Annotated in this window: 21 protein-coding genes; 10 read left to right on the plus strand and 11 right to left on the minus strand. The window is 73.2% G+C overall.

Features of this window, described 5'->3' with window-relative positions:
- The first annotated feature begins 184 nt into the window (after positions 1-184).
- From ACFFIA_RS01420 to ACFFIA_RS01445, 6 genes are all read left to right on the plus strand, one after another.
- Positions 185-1,906: a Wzz/FepE/Etk N-terminal domain-containing protein gene (locus tag ACFFIA_RS01420; protein ID WP_377244039.1), complete on the plus strand. Its 1,722-nt coding sequence runs from the start codon at positions 185-187 to the stop codon at positions 1,904-1,906.
- Positions 1,903-3,270 (plus strand): O-antigen ligase family protein, encoded by a 1,368-nt coding sequence (locus ACFFIA_RS01425; protein ID WP_377244042.1) that lies wholly within the window; start codon positions 1,903-1,905, stop codon positions 3,268-3,270. The genes ACFFIA_RS01420 and ACFFIA_RS01425 overlap by 4 nt, the downstream gene beginning before the upstream one ends.
- A gap of 70 nt (positions 3,271-3,340) precedes the next feature.
- Entirely contained in the window at positions 3,341-4,573 is a 1,233-nt protein-coding gene (locus tag ACFFIA_RS01430; protein WP_377244045.1) for an aminoglycoside phosphotransferase family protein, read from the plus strand.
- A complete protein-coding gene (locus tag ACFFIA_RS01435; protein WP_377244048.1) occupies positions 4,570-5,445 on the plus strand; it encodes a sulfotransferase domain-containing protein in 876 nt (291 codons plus the stop codon). The genes ACFFIA_RS01430 and ACFFIA_RS01435 overlap by 4 nt, the downstream gene beginning before the upstream one ends.
- Positions 5,442-6,920 carry a lipopolysaccharide biosynthesis protein gene (locus ACFFIA_RS01440; RefSeq protein WP_377244051.1) on the plus strand — a complete coding sequence of 493 codons (1,479 nt, stop codon included), beginning with the start codon at positions 5,442-5,444 and terminating at the stop codon, positions 6,918-6,920. The genes ACFFIA_RS01435 and ACFFIA_RS01440 overlap by 4 nt, the downstream gene beginning before the upstream one ends.
- Complete coding sequence (locus tag ACFFIA_RS01445; RefSeq protein WP_377244054.1) at positions 6,917-7,879, plus strand: glycoside hydrolase family 26 protein; 963 nt, start codon at positions 6,917-6,919, stop codon at positions 7,877-7,879. The genes ACFFIA_RS01440 and ACFFIA_RS01445 overlap by 4 nt, the downstream gene beginning before the upstream one ends.
- Before the next feature lie 29 nt (positions 7,880-7,908).
- On the opposite strand, the gene ACFFIA_RS01450 is transcribed toward ACFFIA_RS01445, so the two are convergent.
- Entirely contained in the window at positions 7,909-8,679 is a 771-nt protein-coding gene (locus ACFFIA_RS01450) for a WecB/TagA/CpsF family glycosyltransferase (protein ID WP_377244057.1), read from the minus strand.
- 57 nt (positions 8,680-8,736) lie between these two features.
- Here ACFFIA_RS01450 and ACFFIA_RS01455 point away from each other — a divergent pair, with 57 nt between their 5' ends.
- A complete protein-coding gene (locus ACFFIA_RS01455) occupies positions 8,737-9,678 on the plus strand; it encodes a sulfotransferase (RefSeq protein ID WP_377244060.1) in 942 nt (313 codons plus the stop codon).
- On the plus strand, positions 9,678-10,580 hold the full coding sequence (locus ACFFIA_RS01460) for a glycosyltransferase family 2 protein (RefSeq protein WP_377245636.1): 903 nt from the start codon (positions 9,678-9,680) through the stop codon (positions 10,578-10,580). The genes ACFFIA_RS01455 and ACFFIA_RS01460 overlap by 1 nt, the downstream gene beginning before the upstream one ends.
- Before the next feature lie 49 nt (positions 10,581-10,629).
- Here the strand turns inward: ACFFIA_RS01460 and ACFFIA_RS01465 are convergent, their stop codons facing one another.
- Both ACFFIA_RS01465 and ACFFIA_RS01470 read right to left on the minus strand, forming a co-directional pair.
- Entirely contained in the window at positions 10,630-11,655 is a 1,026-nt protein-coding gene (locus ACFFIA_RS01465) for an S-adenosylmethionine:tRNA ribosyltransferase-isomerase (RefSeq protein ID WP_377244063.1), read from the minus strand.
- Positions 11,656-11,776: 121 nt separating this feature from the next.
- On the minus strand, positions 11,777-12,469 hold the full coding sequence (locus tag ACFFIA_RS01470) for an SDR family NAD(P)-dependent oxidoreductase (RefSeq protein ID WP_377244066.1): 693 nt from the start codon (positions 12,467-12,469) through the stop codon (positions 11,777-11,779).
- 122 nt (positions 12,470-12,591) lie between these two features.
- Between ACFFIA_RS01470 and ACFFIA_RS01475 the strand changes: the two genes are divergently transcribed.
- On the plus strand, positions 12,592-13,719 hold the full coding sequence (locus ACFFIA_RS01475) for a GAF domain-containing sensor histidine kinase (protein WP_377244069.1): 1,128 nt from the start codon (positions 12,592-12,594) through the stop codon (positions 13,717-13,719).
- The gene (locus tag ACFFIA_RS01480) at positions 13,712-14,338 is read left to right on the plus strand and encodes a response regulator (RefSeq protein ID WP_377244072.1); all 627 of its coding nucleotides are present in this window, start codon (positions 13,712-13,714) and stop codon (positions 14,336-14,338) included. The genes ACFFIA_RS01475 and ACFFIA_RS01480 overlap by 8 nt, the downstream gene beginning before the upstream one ends.
- A gap of 13 nt (positions 14,339-14,351) precedes the next feature.
- Here ACFFIA_RS01480 and ACFFIA_RS01485 read toward each other — a convergent pair whose 3' ends face one another.
- The 8 genes from ACFFIA_RS01485 to ACFFIA_RS01515 all read right to left on the minus strand — a co-directional run bounded on the left by ACFFIA_RS01485 (position 14,352) and on the right by ACFFIA_RS01515 (position 21,108).
- Positions 14,352-15,584: a CysS/YqeB C-terminal domain-containing protein gene (locus ACFFIA_RS01485; protein ID WP_377244075.1), complete on the minus strand. Its 1,233-nt coding sequence runs from the start codon at positions 15,582-15,584 to the stop codon at positions 14,352-14,354.
- A 76-nt stretch (positions 15,585-15,660) separates the two neighbouring features.
- A complete protein-coding gene (locus tag ACFFIA_RS01490; protein WP_377244078.1) occupies positions 15,661-16,491 on the minus strand; it encodes an alpha/beta fold hydrolase in 831 nt (276 codons plus the stop codon).
- A 117-nt stretch (positions 16,492-16,608) separates the two neighbouring features.
- Entirely contained in the window at positions 16,609-16,935 is a 327-nt protein-coding gene (locus tag ACFFIA_RS01495; RefSeq protein WP_377244081.1) for a helix-turn-helix domain-containing protein, read from the minus strand.
- On the minus strand, positions 16,932-17,126 hold the full coding sequence (locus ACFFIA_RS42490; protein WP_446686952.1) for a type II toxin-antitoxin system RelE/ParE family toxin: 195 nt from the start codon (positions 17,124-17,126) through the stop codon (positions 16,932-16,934). Before ACFFIA_RS42490 ends, ACFFIA_RS01495 begins: the two co-directional genes overlap by 4 nt.
- The gene (locus ACFFIA_RS42495; protein WP_446686953.1) at positions 17,123-17,296 is read right to left on the minus strand and encodes a hypothetical protein; all 174 of its coding nucleotides are present in this window, start codon (positions 17,294-17,296) and stop codon (positions 17,123-17,125) included. The genes ACFFIA_RS42490 and ACFFIA_RS42495 overlap by 4 nt, the downstream gene beginning before the upstream one ends.
- Before the next feature lie 37 nt (positions 17,297-17,333).
- Positions 17,334-18,380, minus strand: a complete 1,047-nt coding sequence (galT, locus tag ACFFIA_RS01505) for a galactose-1-phosphate uridylyltransferase (RefSeq protein ID WP_377244084.1) — start codon at positions 18,378-18,380, stop codon at positions 17,334-17,336.
- Entirely contained in the window at positions 18,377-19,147 is a 771-nt protein-coding gene (locus tag ACFFIA_RS01510; protein ID WP_377244087.1) for a DeoR/GlpR family DNA-binding transcription regulator, read from the minus strand. Before ACFFIA_RS01510 ends, galT begins: the two co-directional genes overlap by 4 nt.
- A complete protein-coding gene (locus tag ACFFIA_RS01515; protein ID WP_377244090.1) occupies positions 19,147-21,108 on the minus strand; it encodes a beta-galactosidase in 1,962 nt (653 codons plus the stop codon). The genes ACFFIA_RS01510 and ACFFIA_RS01515 overlap by 1 nt, the downstream gene beginning before the upstream one ends.
- Positions 21,109-21,176: the final 68 nt, after the last annotated feature.

The following is a 21,176-nucleotide window of genomic DNA, read 5'->3' on the forward strand; positions in this document are numbered from 1 at the left end:
CCATGTGGCGGGTGTGCGGGGTGGTGCCGTCGGGACGGCTGGTACCCACCGATACGCTATACGGCTTTAGCCCTTTTCACACCTTTTATTTGGATACGGGGAACGACACGCCGGCAGTTACGAATATGGCCAGCCGGCCGTTGAGCCCTGAGACCCGAACCCTCCGAAAGGTCCCGCCCCACCGATGGACGCCTCCAGCGACGTTTCCGACTACCTCGGCATGCTCCGGCGGCACTGGTGGGTGGTGCTCCTGCTCGCGCTCACCGGCCTCGGTGGCGCGGTCGCGGTAACCCACCTCCAGCCCAAGGTGTACGAGTCAGCCACATCCGTACTGGTACAGCCGGCCGGCCAGGACACCAATGTCGTCGGCGGCCGGACCAGGGGCGACATCAACCTGGACACCGAGGCGCAGCTGGTCCGCTCGACGGCCGTGGCCGCGGGCGCCGCCGAGCTGCTGCGTGTCACCACGCCGCCGGACGAGCTGGCCCACCAGGTGACCGTCGAGGTCCCGGCGAACACCGCCGTGCTGGTGGTCAAATTCGCCGCCGGCGATCCGGAGGCGGCGCGGGCCGGCTCGCACGCGTTCGCCGAGGCGTACCTGCGCAACCGCGAGGAGAGCGCGAAGGCCGACCTGAACGCGCAGATCAGCGCGCTCAACGCCAAGGTCAAGCAGCTCAGCACCACGCTCTCCCAGGTGAACGCCCGGCTCGCCCCCCTCTCCCAGAGCAGCCCGCTCCGCCCCAACCTGGAGAGCCAGCGGAGCACGGCACAGAACCAGCTCAACAGCCTCAGCGGCAAGCTGAACGACCTCACCACCGCCACGGTCACCGGCGGCAAGATCATCAGCGACGCGCGCCTGCCCGAGTCGCCGTCCAAGCCGGACCCGATGCTCAACCTCGCCACCGGCGCCATGGTCGGCCTCCTGCTCGGCCTCAGCGTGGCGCTGCTCCGCGAGCGCCTGGACCGGCGCGTGCGCACCGCCACCGACGTGGCCCGGCGGACCCGCGTACCCGTGCTGGCCGAACTCTCCGCCGCCCGCCCCGAGGACACTCGCCTCGACGCGGTGCTGCCGCCGCACGGCGAGGGCGGGGCCATGTTCAACCGCCTGCGCAACGAGGTGGTCGCCAGCCTCGGGCCGGACGACAAGGTGGTCGTGGTGGCCGGGGCCAGCCGGGGCGTGGCGTCCACTCTGGTCGCCGCCAACCTGGCCGCCGCGCTCGCCCGTACCGGCAGCGACGTGACCCTGATCGGCGCCCACCTGCCGGACAGCGTCGCGGACACCGCACCACTCGCCACGATCTTCGGCGTCGCCGCCACGCCAGGCCTCTCGGACGTGCTCGCCGGCAAGGTCGGGCTCGCCGCCGCCGTACAGCACGCGCCGCGGATCCCGTCGCTGCGCGTGATCACCACGGGCGGGACCGCCAGCGCCGCCGGGCTCATGCAGTCGCAGGGGTTGCGCGACGCGCTGGACCTGCTCACCGCCCGCCCCGGGTACGTGGTGATCGAGGCGCCCGCCACCTCCAGCGGCGCCGACGCGCAGAGTCTGGCCAGCCTCGCCGACGCGGCGATCATCACGGTCGAGCTGCGCCGGACCCGGCGGCCGGACGTGAGCGACGCGGCCGAGCAACTGCGCCGGGTCGGTACGCCGCTGCTCGGTGCCGTAGTCGTGCCCCGGCTCAACGGCGCGCCGGCCACGCCCGGCCCGCGCCCGTCGAGGGCCGTACGCGCCCTGCCCGCCGCGCCCTCGCCCGCGCCGCTTCTCGACCCGCCCGCCGAGGGCCGGCGCGCGCGGGCGGCGGCCGGTGAGGAGCGCGCCGACCTCAGCTCCGCCGGACTCGCCGAGGTGGACCTCACCACCTCCACCGCCGTGATCCGCCTCCCACCGGGTACGGGCTCGCACAGATGACCGCCACGCTGGCGGCCCCGGCCACACCGGCGGCAGCGCGCATCCCGGCGGCCGGGCGACCCCTGCCCGCCTGGCCGGTCGCCGGCGTACTGCTGCTCTATCCACTGTGGTGGGCACTCGGCCTGGGCGTGCTGATCTTCCCGCTGGTCGCGGTGCCGATGACCGCCTTGCTGCTCCGGGCCCACCTCGCCGGCCGGCCGGTACGCCTCCCGCCCGGCTTCGCGCTCTGGGCGATCTTCCTGGCCACGGTCGTGATCGGCGTGGCCGTGCTCGGCGCCGAACCGGCCGGCACGATCGACGAGCACGCGAGCAGCCGGATCCTCGGCGCCGGCTACCGGGTCATCCAGTACACGGCGCTCACCGTGCTCCTGGTCTACGCCGGCAACCTGACCGAGACCGAACTCTCCCGCCGCCGCCTCGTCCGCCTGCTCGCCTGGCTCTTCGGCGTGACGGTGGCGGGCGGGCTGCTGGGCGTCTTCGCCGGGCACTTCGAGTTCACGTCGCCGGTCGAGATGCTGCTCCCGTCGCACGTCCGCAACAAGGGCTTCGTGCAGTCGCTGGTGCACCCCTCCGCCGCGCAGATCATGGACGTGGTCCGGGACGCGCACCCCCGCCCGGCCGCGCCCTGGGGGTACACGAACACCTGGGGCAACAACTTCTGCCTGCTCATGGTCTGGTTCGCGGCCTGGGCGTTCGGCCACGCGACCCGCCGCCGTACCCGGGTCTTCGCCATCGCCGTCCTCGCGGTGTCGGTACTGCCGGTGGTGTACTCGCTCAACCGCGGGCTGTGGATCGGCCTCGGCGTCGCCGCGGTGTACGTGGCCGTGCGCCTCGCCCTCGCCGGTCGCGCCTGGGCCATCGGCGGGCTGGGGGTCGCCGCCGTCGCGCTGGTCGCCGCCGTCGCCCTCACCCCGCTCGGCGGCGTGGTCGGCGCGCGGCTGGACGACGGCCACTCCAACGGCGTGCGCTCGTACCTGATGGAGCGCGCGGTCACCGGCATGGTCGAGTCGCCGGTCGTCGGCTTCGGCTCGACCCGCACGACGATGGGCGGGCGCAACTCGATCACCGTCGGCGAGAGCGCGGCCTGCGAGCGCTGCGGCAACTTCACCGTCGGCGGCAACGGCCAGTTCTGGCAGCTCCTCTTCGCCCACGGGCTGGTCGGGACCGCCGGCTACCTGGGCTTCTTCGCCTACGGACTGTGGCGCTTCCGCCGTGACCGCAGCCCGATCGGCATCGCCGGCGGATGCGCCATCCTCGGCAGCTTCGCCGCGATGCTCTGGTACAACGCGCTGGTCACACCTCTCGCATTCATGTTTCTGGGATACGCCCTGCTCTGGCGGAACGAACGTGAGCGCGAGGAGTGAGCTCCGACGGCCCAAACCGCACCGCGGCGGCCCACACGCGAGCCCCGCAGTCGCGAACGAAAGGTAGGCAATGAGTCCGGTTAGAACGGCACCTGCGCGGCTGACGGCGGGTGACGCCGCCCTGCGCGTCCAGTACCTGGAGGAGGTGCTGCGCCTGCTCTACCCCGAGCCGTGCACCACTCGGGGCAGGTCGCCGGTCGTCACCGAGTACATGCTCGTGCCGGACGCGCGCCGGCCTCGGCTGCTCGTGCCCACGCGCTCCCGCCGCATCGCCGCCGCGGCCGTGCGCCGCTACGCCGAGCCGCAGTCGCGGGTCGCCCGCCTCAAGCGGGACGCGGTGGTCGCGGCGCTGCGCACGCCGGGCGCCGCCGCGGTCCTGCTCCGCCATCGGGTACGCATCTACGGGCCGCCCGGCGAGACCATCGACGGCTACCTGCGCGAGGCACTCGGCACCGACCTCGCGCTCAGCGTCCACATCGGACCGGCGAGGGCCAACCGCAAGCCGGTGCTCCAGCTGATCGCGCCGGACGGGGAGACACTGGGCTTCGCCAAGCTCGGCACCGGTCCGCTGACCCGGCGGCTGGTGCGGGCCGAGACGACCGCGCTCAACGCCCTCTCCCACGTGGGCCTGCGCGACGTGACCGTGCCACGCGTGCTGCACGCCGGCGAGTGGCGGGGGCACCAGGTGCTGGTCCAGTCCCCGCTGCCGGTGTGGCGCCCGCGCGGGCCGCTCGCGCCGGACCGGCTCGCCGCCGCGATGCGCGAGGTCGCCGGTAGCTGCGGTACCTCCCGAAGCTGGCTCGCCACCAGCCCGTACTGGGCAGAGCTGCGAGACCGGCTGGACGCGGTCGCCGACCGGCCGGAGGGCGCCGCGCTGGGTGCCGCCGCCCGTTCCATCGTCGAGCGGGGCGGGGACGTCGACCTGCGGTACGGCGCGTGGCACGGCGACTGGGCGCCCTGGAACATGGCCACGCTCGCCGACACGCTGCTGGTCTGGGACTGGGAGCGGTTCACGACCGGCGTGCCGCTCGGCTTCGACGCGGTGCACTACGACCTCCAGCGGCGGATCCAGTCCACATCGGACGCCGAGGCGGCGGTGGAGTCGACGCTGGGCGTGGCGCCCGCGCTGCTGCGGCCGTTCGAGGTGACCGGTGCGGCGGTCGGGCTGACCGCGCTGCTCTACCTGGTCGATCTCGCCACGCGGTACCTCGCCGACCGGCAGGCCGAGGCGGGCGCCCGGCTCGGCGTACTCGGCACCTGGCTGCTGCCGGTACTCGTCCGCCGGATGGAGGCGCTCTCGTGAGCACGCGCGAGCGAGTGCCCGCGCCGGTCAAGCGGGTCGTCCACTTCGGATCCCGCTCGTACGGCCGGGTCACCGCACCGGCCCGGATGCTCCCGTCGTTTCTGATCTGCGGCGGCCAGCGCTGCGGCACGACCTCGCTCTACCGGGCGCTCGCGGCCCATCCCGCGGTGCTCAAGGCGGTGCTGCACAAGGGCGTGCACTACTTCGACACCTCGTATCACCGGGGCCTGGCCTGGTATCGCGGGCACTTCCCACTGCGCCGCACGGCGGTCAAGGTGGAGCAGCGCTTCGGCGTGCCGGCACAGACGTTCGAGTCCAGCCCTTACTACATGTACCACCCCCAGGCGGTGCCCCGGATCGCCCACGACCTGCCCGGCGTACGACTCATCGCGCTGGTCCGCGACCCGGTCGAGCGGGCGTACTCCCAGCACGCCCACGAGCTGGCCCGGGGCTTCGAGTCGGAGACCTCGTTCGCGCGGGCGCTGGAGCTGGAGCCGGACCGGCTCGGCGGCGAGGAGGAGCGGCTGGCCGCCGACCCGAGGGCGTACAGCTTCGCGCACCAGCACCACGCCTACCGGGCGCGCGGCGAGTACGCGGTGTACCTGGAGCGGATGGCCCGATACGTGGGGCGGGACCGGATCCACGTGGTGGAGAGCGAGCGCTTCTTCGCCGAGCCGTCCACAGTGTACGGCGAGGTGCTCGACTTCCTCGGGCTGCCCCGGCTGGGCGATCCCCCGTTCGCCCGGCACAACGCTCGGCCCCGGCCCTCCGGCATGGACCCGGCCGTCCGCCACGAGCTGACCGCGCACTACGAGGCGCACGACGCGGCGCTCGCCGCCTGGATGGGCCGCTCGCCGGGCTGGCGGCGATGACGCTCACCGCGCCCGCCCGGCCCACGCCGGCCAGCACCGACCACCGCGCCGGGCTGGCCCGGGGAGGGCTCGCCGGGATGGCCGCCGCCGGGTTCAGCGGGGCGGCCGGGGTCGGCGTGACCTGGCTGGTCGCGCGGGCGCTCGGGGTCGACCAGGCCGGTGCGTTCTTCGCCGCGACCGCCGGGTTCGCACTGGCCGCCGGTGTGGTGCGGCTCGGCACGCAGACCGGGCTCGTCTACTGGTTGGCGCAGCTGCGCGTACGGGAACAGACCCACCTGCTCGGCGCCTGCCTGCGGATCGGCCTGACCCCGGTCGCCGTCGCGGCCACCGTACTGGCCGCCGTGCTGTGGTTCGTCGCGCCTGCGCCGCTCGACTCGCTCGCGCTCTTCCTGCCCCTGGCCGCACTCTCCGACGCCTCGCTCGCCGCGACCCGCGGGTACCGGCAGCTCGCCCCCACCTTCGTGCTGGAACGGCTCGCCCGGCCGGCCATGCAACTGCTCGCGATCGGCGCGCTGGCGGTCGCCGCCGTCTCCGCGCCGGGGGCGTACGCGGCCGCCTGGGTCGGGCCGTACCTGCCGGTCGCCATCCTCGCCGGCTACGCGCTGCGCCGCGCGTACCTCGCCGGGCCGACCCCGCCCCGGCGGCCCGGGCACAGGGCGTACCTGGCGCTGCGGGCGCGGTTCTGGCGGTACACCGGGCCACGCTCGGTCGCCAGCGTCGCCCAGCTCGCCCTCCAGCGGGTCGACGTGCTGCTGGTCGCCACGCTCGGCGGGCTGCGGGCCGCGGCCGTGTACGCCGTCGCCGGCCGCTTCGTGGTACTCGGCCAGCTCGCCAACCAGGGCATCTCGCAGAGCGTGCAGCCACGGCTGGCCGAGGCGCTGTCCGCGGGGGACCGGCAGGCGGCCAACCAGATGTACCAGGCGGCGACCGGCTGGCTCGTGCTGGTCACCTGGCCGCTGCACCTGATGGTCATCACGTACGCGCCGGTCTACCTCGGGCTCTTCGGCGACGAATACCTCGCCGGCGGTCCGGTCGTCGTCGTGCTCGCCAGCGCGATGCTGGTCGCCACCGGCTGCGGCATGGTCGACATGGTGCTGTCGATGGCCGGCCGTACCCGCTGGAACCTCGGCAACGTCACCGCCGCGCTCGCGATCATGGTCGCCCTCGACCTGGCGCTGATCCCGCCGTTCGGGGCGGTCGGCGCGGCGATCGGGCTGGCGGCCGCGGTACTCGTCAACAACATCGTGCCGCTGGTGCAGGTGGGCCGGGCGCTGGGCGTACACCCCTTCGGGGCGGGCACGGTCGCCGCCGCCGGCCTCGCGGTCGCCTGTTTCGGCGTACTCCCGCAGGTGCTCGCGGCGACGGCCGGGACCGGACCCGCGGCCCTGCTCACAGCGGTGATCCTGGCCCTCGCGGCGTACGTCGCCGGAGTGTGGCGGATGCGCGACACGCTCGCCCTGGACACGTTCCGGTGAGGCGGGCCATCCTCGCGGCGGTGCTCGTGCTGGCCGCGTGCACCGAGCCCCAGCCGGTGCGGACTCCCTCGCCCCCGACGGTGGCCGCGACCGACGCCGGCCCGTTCGACGCCGGCCCGGTGGCGCCGCCCTCCCGAGGTGCGCTGCTCGGCGCCTGGGTCAAGCCGGAGAGCTACAGCCAGCCCGGGCGGCTGGCCGCGATCAACGGGCTCCAGCGCGACCTGGGGCGTCCGCTGGACATCGTCAACACCTACCGGCGCTTCGACCAGGAATTCGGCACCGAGTCCGACGAGGAGTTCCTCCGGCAAGGGCTGACCATCATGCTGAGCTGGGCCTCCGGCGACACGCGCTCGATCACGGCGGGCCGGCATGACGACCTCATCCGGGCCCAGGCGCGGAGCGTACGGAAGGCCGGCGTGCCGGTGCTGCTGCGCTTCCGGTGGGAGATGGACCGCCCCAACCTGCGCGCCACGATGTGGTCGGCGGCGGACTTCATCGCGGCGTGGCGGTACGTCTGGCGCATCTTCGAGCAGGAGCGGGTCGGCAACGCGTCGTGGGTCTGGTGCCCGACGGCGGAGGGCTTCGAGCGCGGCGAGGCGCCAGACTTCTATCCCGGCGACGACGTGGTCGACTGGACCTGCGTGGACGTGTACGCGAGCAGCGAACTGCGGCCGATCGGCGAGCTGATGGCACCGTTCCTGCGCTGGGCGTCCACACGGGACAAGCCGATCATCGTCGGTGAGTTCGGTGTGGCGGCCGTGTGGGGATCGACCGCCCGGGCCGAGTGGCTGCGCGACGCGGTCCGCACGTTCAAGGCCAACCCCCAGATCAAGGCCGTCTCGTACTTCGAGTCCGACGACGACAAGGGTCCGACCGGCCACTTCCGCCTGGCGAACGACCCGCCAGCCTTCGACGCGTTCGTGGAACTGGGCCACGACCGGTGGTTCAACCCGCATTGACGGCGCCCCGAGACTCGCGCCGCCGGCGGTCAGCGGCGTACGGCGTTGGAGGCGAGCAGGCGGAGGGCGTACGGGGCGTCGTGGCGCAGGTACCGGCTCGCCAGCCGCCTCGGCTCGTTGCCCAGCCGGTGCGCCCACTCCAGCCCGGACTTCTGCATCCACTCGGGCGCGCGCTCGCGGTCGCCGGCCACGAAGTTGATCGCCGCGCCGCAACCGAGAAACCAGGTGAACGGCAGTTCGGGGCGGAGCAGCGAGACCAGCCACTCCTGCTTCGGGAAGCCGACCCCCACGTACACCAGGTCGGGCTTGGCCTCGATCACCTCGCGGCAGACCGAGGCGACCAGGTACGGGTCCTCCTCGAAGCCGTACTCCGGGCTGCGCCAGCCGGCGATGCGCAGGCCGGGACAGGCGGCGGCGAGGCGCGCGGCGGCCCGTCCGGCCCCGTCGACCCAGCCCGGGTCCTCGGGCTCGCCACCGAGGAGGTACACCGAGCGGCCGTCCGCGCCGAGGCCGGTGGAGAGCGACCAGATCAGGTCCGACCCGGTGACCCGCTCCGGCAGCGGCGTACCGGCGAGGCGGCTGGCCCAGACCAGCGGCGTGCCGTCCGCGACCACCAGCGTGGCGTCGTCCAGGTACGCGCGCACCTCGGCGTCCATCCGGGCGCGGCGCAGGATGTCGACGTTCGGCGTGACGATGCGACCGCCCTCGCCCTGGTCGAGGGCCGCGCGGACCCGTGCCACCACCTCGGCCTCGGTGATGGGGTCTACCGGTACCCCATCCAGCACTATTCGGTCCGGCATAGCGCTCCTACGGCTTGATCGTTCGTTACTAGGACAGAACGAGCGAAGGTGGAGAAAGTGGCAAAGGTGCTGTTTCTCGGTGGGCTGGGCCGCAGCGGGACGACGTTGGTCGAACGCCTCCTCGGCGAGCTGCCCGGGGTCTGCGCGCTGGGCGAGATCGTGCACCTGTGGCAGCGCGACGTACGCGACGACGAGCGGTGCGGCTGCGGCGTCCGCTTCTCCGCCTGCGATTTCTGGGACGCGGTCGGCGAGCGGGCGTTCGGCGGCTGGCACCAGGTGGACGTCTACCGCGTGCTCGCGCTGCAGAATGCGGTCGAGCGGACCCGCTACATCCCCCGCCTCGCCGCGTCCCGCCTGCCCGAGGAGCACGTGGCGCTGATCGAGGAGTACGCCGGCTACTACGCCGCGATCTACGAGGCCGCCGCCGCCATCTCGGGAGCGGAGGTGGTGGTCGACTCCTCCAAGCACAGCGCGCTCGCCCACTGCCTGCGCTGGTGGCCCGGGCTCGACCTGCGCGTGGTGCACGTGGTGCGGGACGCGCGCGGCGTCGCGTACTCGTGGACCAAGACCGTGGTGCGCCCGGAGGCCGAGGTGCCGGCGGAGATGACGCGCTACTCCCCGGCTCGCTCCGCCCTGCTCTGGAACGCGCACAACGCCGCCTTCGCTTTGCTCGCCCGCCGGGGCATCCCGGTGCGGCGGATCCGGTACGAGGAGTTCGTCGCCGACCCCCGGACCGGGCTGCTCGACCTGGCCGCCTTCGCGGGGCTGGACATCACGGTGGCCGACCTGAAGTTCATCGACGGTGAGGAGGCCGAGCTGCGCCCCAGCCACAGCGCGGCGGGCAACCCGATGCGCTTCTCGGTGGGGCGCGTGCCGCTGCGCCGCGACGAGGCCTGGCGGGAGGCGCTCCCGCCGGTCCAGCGCCGCCTGGTCGGCACGGTCTGCGCGCCGCTGCTGACCGCGTACGGGTACCCGCTGCGCAACCGGAGCTCGCGGTGATGCCCTCGGTCGGCGTGGTGATCCCGACCCGCGACCGCCCCGAGCTGCTGCGCCGCGCCATCCAGAGCGTGCGCGAGCAGGACTACCCCGGCCCGGTACGGATCGTGGTGGTCTTCGACCGTTCCGAGCCGGACCTGCTGCTCGCCAGCACCGAGGGCGTACCGGTCATGGTGGTCGCCAACTGGCGCACGCCCGGCCTCGCCGGCGCCCGCAACACCGGCATCCTGGCGCTCGACAGCGACCTGGTGGCGTTCTGCGACGACGACGACCGGTGGGCACCGGAGAAGCTGAGCCGCCAGGTGGCGGCCCTGGGCGACGGCGACTTCGCCACCTGCGCGATCGAGGTGGAGTTTCGCGACCGGTGCACGCCCCGGCTGGCCGGCTGCGACCGGGTCACGGTGGAGCAGCTGGCCCGCTCCCGGATGGCGATGCTGCACTCGTCGAGCTTCCTGATCCGGCGCACCACGCTCGTCGACTCGGGGCAGCTCGGGCTCGTCGCGGAGGACGCGCCGGGCAGCCAGAACGAGGACTGGGACCTCCTCTTCCGCGCCGCCCGCCGGTCGCCGATCGTGCACGTGGACGAGCCGCTGGTACGCGTGCTGTGGGGCCGCACCTCGCACTACGCGTACGAGTACGACACGAAGATCTCCTCGCTGCGCTGGATGATGTCCCGCCATCCGGAGATCCACGGCTGCCCGCCCGGCGCGGCCCGCGTGTACGGGCAGCTCGCCTGCTGGTCGGCGGCGACCGGCAACCGGAGCGACGCGTGGCGGTGGACCCGCGAGGCGGTACGCGCCAACTGGAAGGAACCGAGGGCGGCGATCGCGATCGCGGCAATGAGCGGCGCGGTCAAGGTGGAGAACGTGCTGGCCGCGCTGCACCGCCGGGGCCGGGGCATCTGATCCCCCGCCTCCTCCGGCGTGCCCAGGTGCGGTGTCGCGCCAAGCGCGTTTACGGGAGGATGAGATTGACGTCGCCGAACTCGTGCCACAGATAGCGGGCGCCGATCGCCTCGGCGTACATCCGGTCCAGCAGCGGGCGTCCGGCGACCGTCTCAAGTAGATCAAGATGCGACGCGGCCGGCTCGTGGAAGCCGGTGAGCAGCCCGTCGACCGCACGCACGCCGCGCTCCGGCGTCACCACCAAATCGGTCCAGCCGCTCGCCGCGGAGACCACGCCGTCGACGGCCGTCGCCGACTCCAGTGCCCGCACCGCGGTCGTGCCGACCGCGATCACCCGACCGCCGTCCGCCCTGGCCTGGTTGACCAGCCGCGCGGTGGTCCGCGGCACGACAAACCGCTCCGGGTACGGGCGTTCGTGCGCCTCCGGAGACGCCACTCCCGTGTGCAGGAGTACCGGTACGAGCAGCACGCCGGCGGCGACGAGCCGGGTCACCACACGCTCGCTGAAGGGGCGGGCCGCGCTTGGCATCTCCGCGCTCCCCGGCTCGTTGGCGAAGACCGTCTGGTAGTACGTCAGCGGCCAGGGGCGGGGCACGTACGCGTACCTGATCGGCTGGCCGTACGCCGCCAGGTAGCGCTGGACCGGCGCGCCGAGGTCCACGGTGGCCGTCCACAGTCGACCTCGCGAATACTCCTCGCGCAGGAGCACCGACCCGCCGCCGGGCAACGCATACCGCTGCCCGGCGACGCCCCCGTCGTACGGTCGGGTCGCCTTGCCCGCCGCCGCGCGCAGCTCGACGAGCCATTCGCCGCGCGCGAGTTCGGTGCTGAAGTGGACGGTCAAGCCCGCCGAGCCGGCGACCGGCACGGCCGCGGGGAGCGTGCCCGAGGTGTTCACCACGAGCACGTCTCCGGCGCGGAGCAGGCGCGGCAGGTCGGTGAAGCGGTGGTGGGCCGTGGCCCCGGTGGACACCTCACCGACGAGCAGCCGTACACCGTCCCGGGCCAGGCCGCGAGCCTCCGGCGGCTCGTGCGCCTCCAGCTCGGCGGGGAGTGTGAAGGTCGTCGCCGTCATGCCGGCGCTCCCGTCTTCATGCCGGCGCTCCAGCGCCGGTTCGGATCGTGCTCATGCCGGCGCTCCAGCGCCGGTTCGGATCGTGCTCATGCCGGCGCTCCAGCGCCGGTTCGGATCGTCTTCATGCCGGCGCTCCGGTCAGCAGGTCGGTGAGACGGATCCGCCCGGACGCCGGCCGGCTCTCGACCAGCCGCCGGAACGCGGGTACCACCGTCGCCGGCTCGGGGCGGTCGCCGATGTCCTCGCCCGGAAACGCCTCCTGGTGCATCCGCGTACGCAGGTCGCCCGGGTCGACCCACCAGACGCGCACCGCCGGCTCCTCGGCGGCCAGGATGCGGCTGGCCTGCTCGACCGCTGCCTTCGCCGACCCGTAGCCGCCCCAGCCCTCGTACGGTTCGACCGCCGCGTCCGAGGTCACGTTGACGACCGCGCCGCCGCGGGCCCGCAGACCGGGCAGGGCGAGCTGGGTGAGCGCGAGCGGAGCGAGGACGTTGACCTCGTACACCTCGCGAAGCACCTCCAGCGGATAGTCCGCCAGCCGTGGCTGCGGGCTCGGCCCGAGGATGCCGGCGTTGTTGACCAGCAGGTCGGCGCCGCCGAGCCGGTCCGCGGCGGCCACCAGCGCCAGCCGGTGCGCGGGGTCGGTGACGTCGCCGGGCAGCGCGGTCACGTCGCGCGGGATGCCGGCGGCGCTCTCGGCGAGCGCGGCGGCGTCCCGACCGTCGATCACGAGGTGCCAGCCCGCTTCGGCCAGTCCGTGTGCGAGTGCCAGCCCGAGCCCTCGGGAGGCGCCGGTAATGATTGCGACAGACATGCCATCGACGCTAGGGAGCCGGCCGGCCGCTGACATCGGGCTGCGGCCGCCTCGGACCTCGGTCTTTGGACCTAGGACCACAGCCCGATCCGGAGCGGCGTCACCGTGGGTAGCCTGATGGTGTGTGCGATCGCGAGGAGCTGCGCGAGGTGAGCGCGGCCGTGCTGGCCGTCACCGCCCACCTCTCCGTGCGCGAGGTGCTCCAGACGATCCTCACCTCGGCCCGCCGCCTGCTCGGCGCCCGGTACGCCGCGCTCGGCGTGCCGGACAGCGACGGCGGCTTCGCCGAGTTCCTGGCCGACGGGGTGAGCGACGAGCAGTGGCGGGCGATCGGCCCCGTCCCCCGCCAGCACGGCGTACTCGGCGACATGCTCAGGTCGCCGCACGCGGTGCGGATGGCCGACATCCGGCGGCATCCGCGCTTCGGCTGGTGGCCGAAGGCGCATCCGGTGCTGAAGGACTTCCTCGGGATGCCGATCGTCGACGGCGACGAGATCCTCGGCGAGCTCTTCCTGGCCAACAAGATCGAGCCGGGCGGGTTCACCGCCGAAGACGAGGAGCTGCTCCGGCTGCTCGCCGCGCACGCCGCCATCGCGCTGGTCAACGCCCGGCTGTACGAGCGGAGCCGCGAGCTGTCCATCGTGGAGGAACGCAACCGGATCGCGCGCGAGCTGCACGACGCGGTCGCCCAGAAGCTCTTCAGCCTCCGGCTCACCGCCGACGCCGCCGCCACGCTGGTCGACCGCGACCCGGCCGCGGCCGCCGCGCAACTGGAGACCGTGCGCCGCCTCGCCGCCGACGCCGCGGGCGAGCTGCGTTCCATTGTGGACGGCCTGCGCCCGGTCGACCTCTCCGGCGACGGGCTCGACGTGGCGCTCCGCAAGCAGGCCGCGCTGCTCGACCGGGTGCACGCCGCCGCCGTGCGCTTCACCGGCTCGCCCGTACCCCGCCTCACCGCCGCCCGCGAGGAGGCCGTCTACCGCACGGCCCAGGAGGCGCTGCACAACGCGCTGCGGCACGGCGAGCCCTCGGCGGTGACGGTCGATCTGCGCGCCAAGGATGGAAAGGTGACCCTCCGCGTACGCGACGACGGCCGCGGCTTCGACACCGCCGCGCCGGCCCAGGCAGCCCGCCGCCTCGGCCTTGCCTCGATGCGCGAGCGCGCGGCGGCGGTCGGCGGCACGCTCGAGATCGAGTCGGCACCGGGCGCCGGCACGAGCGTACGGCTGGAGGTGCCCACCGGTGGCTGAGCCGATCCGCGTCCTGGTCGTCGACGACCATCCGGTCGTACGGCAGGGCCTGCGCACCTTCCTCGACGTGCAGGATGGCATCACGGTGGTGGGCGAGGCGGACGACGGCGCCACCTGCGTGACCGAGGCCCAGCACCTCCGCCCCGATGTCGTACTCCTCGACCTGCGCATGCCCGGCACCGACGGCGTGGCGGCGCTGCACGGTCTGCGCGAGCTGGACGATCCGCCCCGCGTGCTCGTCATCACCAGCTTCACCGAGCCGACCGCCGTCCTCCCCGCCGTGCGCGCGGGCGCCGCCGGCTACGTCTACAAGGACGTCGACCCGCCCGCCCTGGCCGCCGCGATCCGCGCCGTACACGCCGGCCACGTGCTCCTCCACCCCGACGTGGCGCGCCTCCTGGCCGCCGGCGACGCACCGCCCTCGGCCCCGCCGCTGACCGCCCGCGAACGCGAGGTACTCATCGAACTCGCCCGCGGTCGCTCCAACCGCGAGATCGCCAAGGCCCTCGCCGTGTCTGAGAAGACCGTGAAGACCCACGTCAGCGCGATCCTCGCCAAGCTCGCCGTCCAGGACCGCACACAGGCCGCGCTGTACGCCGTCCGCACCGGCCTCGTCTGAGGACGTACGCCGGTCAGAGGCTCCACTCCACGCCGGACGAGGTGTCGCGCACCTCGACGCCGGCCGTGCCGAGGCGGTCGCGGATCTCGTCGGAGGTGGCGAAGTCACGGGCGGCGCGGGCGCGGGCGCGGAGGTCGAGCAGCAGCGAGACGTACGGTTTGAGCACCTCGCGCGGGTCGCGGGCGCCGGCCTGGGCCAGCTCGCCCAGGCGCACGACCATCGAGCGGAGCAGCCCGCGGGCGCGCTCGCCCTCGTCGGAGATGTTGGTGTCGGCGGACCAGTCGACCATGACCTGCTCCAGGTCGAGGATCGCCGCCACGCAGCCGTCGACGTCTCGCCCGGCCAGCGCGGCGTCGAAGCGCGCGCCGAGCGCCTCGGCGGCGGCCAGCAGCGAGGAGTCGGGCACCGTGCTCGCCGGCACCGCGACCTGGGCGACGCTCACCGCCGGCGCACCGGCGACCGAGCCGCCCACCGGCAGCGTCGCGATGCCCACCACCGAGCCGGTGGGGTGCACCACGCTCTCGCCGCCGCGGCGGATGGTGAGGCGCCCGTTGCCCAGTACGGACGCGGTGCCGGCCGCCAGGTCGAACACCACCGCGGTGTGCTCGTCGACGCCGAGGATCAGTGTCTCGTCGGGGAGCTTGGTCTCCATGGCGCTCAGCCGGCCCTCACCGAGGTAGCAGTAGCGCGTGTCGTGGTGGCCGCCCTCCGCGTTGTCGTAGTGCGGGATGATCACGGCGGAGAAGCCCAGCAGCGACGAGACGAGGTCGAGGCCGGGGACCCAGTGCGGCTCGGTGCCGGCCTTGTAGATCTCGTACACGGGGATGGCGTGACTTCCCAGCGTCAGCGCCGCCGCGCTCGCGAAGCAGACCACGCCACCGTCGCGCAGCTTTCCCGCGATCAGGTCGGGGACGGGCGTGTCACGCCACTGGCGCAACGCGTACGTCGGGCTGCCCGGCCCCGCGAAAACCCAGCCCGCCTCGCGGAGCGTGGTCAGCGCCCGCTCCCGCTCCAGTGTGTCGGTGGGCGGGCGGCGCCAGGAGAGCACGTCGATCTGCCGCCCCACGCTCGCCGCGAAGTAGGTGACCGCGCGGGCGGAGATGTCGTCGGCGTTGGACTGGAAACCGTACGGCGTGTCGAGCAGCACCGCCCGCCGCTCGCCGACGCGCTCCAGGATGGCCCGGTGTGGCTTGACCATGGTCGGTGCGGTCTCGCCGGACCCCATGACGACCAGCAGCCCGCTCACGGCCACCCTCGCTTCGCCGCGGGCGGTCGCGAGACGCCGAGCGACCTGAGCCTGATGGCTCGCTCGCCTCGCTCACTCACGCGAGCTCCAGGAGGTCGGCGGCCAGCCGCTGCGGCTGCTGGGCGTGCAGGTCGTGGTCGCCGTCCCGGTACTCCCTGATCATGGCACGGACCAGCAGCCGGGCCGCGGCCTCGACCCGCGCCCTGGTCCGGGCCGCCCGGCCGGGCTGGCGGGGCATCGCCGGGACGAGCAGCACCGGCATCGCGAGCGCCGGATAGAAGCGCAGCGGCGGGTCGTCCCACATGTCGCGGACGATCTTCATGTGCTCCGGTATCGGCAGCCGCCGCACGAGGGTCCCGTCAGGCGCGGCCCGCAGGTTGGCGATCGTGGCCTCGATCGCCACGGGCGACCAGTCGGGGTGCGCCCCGCGCAGGTAGAGCCGCATCTCCTCGGCCCGCAGCCCGTCGACCTCGGGCGGCCGCAGCGCCGCCTCGCACTCCTCCCAGCTCGCGAACTCCTCGGACAGGTCGCTCCAGCCGCCGTCGACCAGCGCGAGCGCCCGCACCAGCGCCGGATGCTCGGCGGCGAGCCGCACCACCACGTTGCCGCCCCACGACTGCCCGACCACCACGAGGTCGTCCAGGTCGAGCGCCATCGCGACGGCCGCGAGATCGGCGGCCACGGTGCCCGAGTCGAAGCCGCCCTCCGGCAGGTCGGACTCGCCGTGCCCGCGCAGGTCGACCGCGTAGGAGGCGTAGCCGGCCCGGGAGAGCTCCGCGGCCACCTCGTCCCAGAGCAGCGCGTTGGACGCGAGCCCGTGCACGAGGAGGAACGACGGCTCCCGCGCGCCCTCGTGCCGCCGCACTCGCAGATGCACCCCGTCGCCAACCGCCACGCGCAGGTCCACGCACATGAACATAGGCCCCGGCTGGCCCAACTTTCCAGCGGTTACACCTCTTGACAGCCGCCAATCACATCGACGGCAAGAGATACCACCGCCCACAGCCGAACAGCGGCGGTCGCCTCACGCGACGTTGAGCTGAATGTTGCCGATGTGGGCGACGACCTCGAGGTGACCGCCCAACCCCGCGACGTACAACCGCAGGGTCTCCAGGCTCGTGGCGCTACCGCTTTCGATCTGGCTGATCCGGGCCTGCGACAAGCCGGTGGCCTCGGCGAGCTGCGCCTGCGTCAGGCCGAGCTGCTTACGGATCTCGGCAAGCTGTGCCCCGCTGACCGAAGCGAGCATCTCCTGGCGCATCTGGGCACGCCGCCCCACGCGCTCGACGCTGTTCCACTCGGGATCGTTTGCCTGTGCCTTCGCCTTGACGTCTCGCCAGTTGGTGCTCACTGCCCCTCCTTCAGCGAGGCCAGGTGCTCCTCGAAGCGGGCGTCCGCCAGCGGGATCGCCGTCTCGTACCAACTCTGCCATCGCCCGGCCTTGTCACCCGCCACGAGGAAGATCGCCTCTCGCACCGGATCGAACGCGAAGATCATGCGGATCTCGCTCGCCCCGGCGGAGCCGGGGCGCAACTCTTTCATGTGGTGGTAGCTGCTGCCCTGAGCCGATCGACCAGCGGACGCCCGAGCGCGGGTCCGTGCTCCGCCAGGAGATCGATCGCCTCGGCCACGAGATCCGCGCTCTGTGCATCGCTGCCGCACAGGTCGAGAAACCACGACTCGACCTCCTCGTGAAGCCGGACCTCCCACACACCGCGATTATAAGTAGAACTTATATCGCAGAGGAAGTCAGGCGGCTTCGCGGAGGAGGTGGGCGGCTTCCTCGGGCACGATGTCGTTGATGAAGACGCCCATGGCCGACTCGGAGCCGGCCAGATACTTCAGTTTGTTGGCCGCCCGCCGGACGCTGAACACCTGAAGGTGGAGGTGGCTCTCCGCGCGGCCGCTGCGCACCGGGGCCTGGTGCCAGGCGGAGATGTACGGCATCGGCACGCCGAACAGGCCGTCGAAGCGGCGGAGCACGTCCAGATACAGCGGGCCGAACGACTCGCGCTCCGCCTCGTCGAGTGCGGGCAGGTCGGGTACGCGCCGGTGGGGGGCGATGTGCACCTCGAACGGCCAGCGGGCGGCGACCGGCACGAAGGCGGTCCAGTGCTCGTTGGCCGCCACGACGCGCGTGCCCGCCTCGCGCTCGCTCGCCAGCAGCTCCGAGTACACCGGGCGGCCACGGGCGGCGGCCAGCATCGCGCGGGTGCGGGGCGTGACGAAGGGGTACGCGTAGATCTGGCCGTGTGGATGGTGGAGGGTGACGCCGATCTCGACGCCCCGGTTTTCGAAGCAGAACACCTGCTCGACCCCGTCCAGCGCGGAGAGCGCGAGGGTGCGGTCGATCTGGGCCTCCAGCACCGTGCGCACCCTGGGCGGGGGCAGCGTGGCGAACGAGGCGTTGTGGTCGGAGGTGAAGCACACGACCTCGCACCGCCCCTGCGCCGGCCGGGCGACGATCTCCTCCGGCAGGGTCACCGGGCGGTCGCTGAAGGAGGGGAAGCGGTTTTCGAAGACCACCACGTCGTAGTCGGCGGCCGGGATCTCGCCCTGCCGCCCGTCCCGTGAGGGACAGAGCGGGCACTCGTCGGTGGGCGGCAGGAACGTGCGGCTCTGCCGGTGCGCGGCGACCGCGACCCACTCGTCGACCAGCGCGTCGTACCGCAGCTGCGAGGCGGGCGGCGGGGGCGGCAGGTCGCGCTTGTCGACGGTCTCGCGCACGGCGTCGTCGCGCTCGTCGAAGTAGATCAGCTCGCGGCCGTCGGCCAGCGTGGTGGACACCTTCCTCACGGGATGATCACCAACTCCTCGACATGCTCGGTCAGGATGGCCCGGGCGGGCTCGGGCAGCGCCGCGTCGCTCACCACCACGTGTGCCTCGGACAGCTCGGCCATGGAGGAGATGCCGACCGTGCCCCACTTGGTGTGGTCGGCCAGCACCACCAGCCGCTCGGCGGCGGCCACCAGCGCCCGGTTGGTGTCCGCCTCCATGAGGTTGGGCGTGGTGAAGCCGGCACGCTCGCTCATCCCGTGTACGCCCAGGAAGAGCAGATCGAGGTGGAGCGAGCGAATCGCGGCCAGCGCCACCGGGCCGACGAGCGCGTCCGAGGGGGTACGCACCCCGCCGGTCAGCACCACCGTCTGATCCGAGCGCCCGGCCCGGTAGAAGACGTCGGCGACCGGGATCGAGTTGGTCACCACGGTCAGCTCGGGCACGTCGACCAGGCGCTGGGCGAGCTCGGCCGTGGTCGTACCAGCGGAGAGAGCGACCGCGGTGCCGGGGGTGACCAGCTGCGCGGCCCGGGCCGCGATGGCGGCCTTCTCCGTCCGCTGGCGGATCGACTTTGCCGCGAAACCCGGCTCGTCGGTGGAGCCCGGACGCATGACGGTGGCGCCGCCATGCACCTTGGCGAGCAGCCCTCGGTCGGCGAGCGCTTCGAGGTCGCGGCGGATCGTCATGTCGGATACCCCGAACTCGGCCGCCAGGTCGGTGACCCGCACGCCGCCCGTGGCCCGTACCCGATCGAGGATCGCGGCCTGGCGCTGTGGCGCGAGCATCAGCCCTCCCGCACGACGGCGACGCCACCGGCGTCGAGGCGTCCGGTCCAGGCCGCGCCGGTCAGCAGGTCGAGGCCCGCGGCTTCGACCTGCGCGGGGGCATCGCCGTGGTTTATCAGGAAGAGGTACGAGCGCCCGTCGGCGTGGCGGCGGCGTACCGCCTCGACGCCGGCCGGCACCGGATGGGCGGGCGCCACACCGGCCGTCTCCGCCACCGCGCCGAGCCAGCGGGCCAGGTCGGGGTCGGCGAGGCGGGTGCTGGAGTACCAGGCGGTGCGGTGGCGGGTGAGCGCGGCACCACCGGCGAGCGGGCCGTCGGCGTATCGGGCGATCACCTCGGCGCCGTCGGCGTGCACCGCCTCCGTCCACACCGCGCCGGTGGAGCCGTCGTCCAGCGGCACCGGCTCGACGGTCGGATAGAACTCCTCGACCCGGATGCCGAGCAGCCCGGCGAGCGCACCGGGCAGCGGCGCCGGATGGACCCGGTCGTGCTCGTCGACCAGCCCGCTGTACGCCCCCACGGCCAGCGTGCCGCCACCCTCCACATAGGAGCGTAGCCGCTCGGCGTCGGCGGCGGTGAGCAGGTAGAGGGCGGGGGCGAGCACCAGCCGGTACGCGGAAAGGTCGGCCCCGGGGTGGGCGAGGTCGGCCGTGACGCCGGCCCGCCACAGCGCCGCGTGCCACCGCGTGATCTCGGCGAATGCGACCATCTCGTCGCTCGGCTGGTTAGGCGCCTCCTGCGCCCACGCGCTCGGGTAGTCGAGCAGCAGCGCCACGTCGGCGACCGTGCGCGAACCCTCCACTTCGGAGATCGCCTGGAGGTAGCCGCCGAGCCGCACCACCTCGCGCCAGATCTTCGAGTCGGCGCCGGCGTGCGGCAGCATCGCCGAGTGCCACTTCTCCGAGCCAGCACGGCTGGCCCGCCACTGGAAGAACATCGCCCCCTCGGAGCCGCGCGCCACGTTGCCGAGGCTCTCCCGCAGCAGTTGACCGGGGCGCTTGGCGTAGTTGCGCGGCTGCCAGTTGACCGCGCTGGTGGAGTGCTCCATCAGCAGCCACGGTGCGCCACCGCCGAGCGAGCGGGTCAGGTCGGCGGCGTACGCCGACTGGGCCTGCGGCTCCCGAGGGTCGGCGCCGACCACGTAGTGGTCGTTGGAGACGAGCCGGTCCGGCCCGGTCATCTCCCGCCCCCACGCCCAGTAGTCGAGGTCGAAGCAGGCGGCGGTCATGAGGTTGGTGGTCACCGGCACGCCTGGCGAGAGCTTGTGCAGCAGGTCGCGCTCGGCGGTGAAGTTGGCCAGGTGCTCGTCCGAGCTGAACCGCCTGAAGTCGAGCAGCTGCCCCGGATTGGACGAGGTGACCGTCGCGCGGGGCGGCTGCACCTGGGCCCAGTCGGTGTACGTCTGCGACCAGAAGGCCGTGCCCCACGCCTCGTTGAGCGCGTCCAGGTCGCCGTAGCGCACGCGCAGCCAGTCGCGGAACGCCTCGGCCGAGACGTCGCAGTAGCAGCGCGCGTTGTGGCAGCCGTACTCGTTGTGGACATGCCACATCGCCAGCGCGGGATGGTCGTGGTAGCGGCGGGCGAGCTGCTCGGCCAGCCGCGTCGCCGCCTGACGGTAGCGCGGCGAACTGGGGCAGAATGCCTGGCGGCTGCCGTACGTCAGCCGGCGCCCGTCGGCGTCGACCGGGAGGATCTCCGGATGTGCGTGGGAGAACCAGGTCGGCGGCGAGGCGGTCGCGGTGGCGAGGTCGACCGCGATGCCCCCGGTATGCAGCCGGTCGAGGATGCGGTCGAGGCGGTCGAAGGTGTACTCCCCCTCGGCCGGCTCCAGCCAGGCCCAGGCGAAGACGCCAACCGTGGCGAGGTTGACGCCCGCTTCGCGCATGAGCCGCACGTCTTCGGGCCACACGCTCTCCGGCCACTGCTCGGGGTTGTAGTCACCGCCGTACCAGAACGCCACGCCTCACCCCTCCCGACTTACGCACTAAAGTAAACAGAATTGAACAGTACCGCACGCCAAACCAGTGC

Origin of the sequence: Phytohabitans kaempferiae (assembly GCF_042433955.1) — a bacterium.
GTDB classification, from domain to species: domain Bacteria; phylum Actinomycetota; class Actinomycetes; order Mycobacteriales; family Micromonosporaceae; genus Phytohabitans; species Phytohabitans kaempferiae.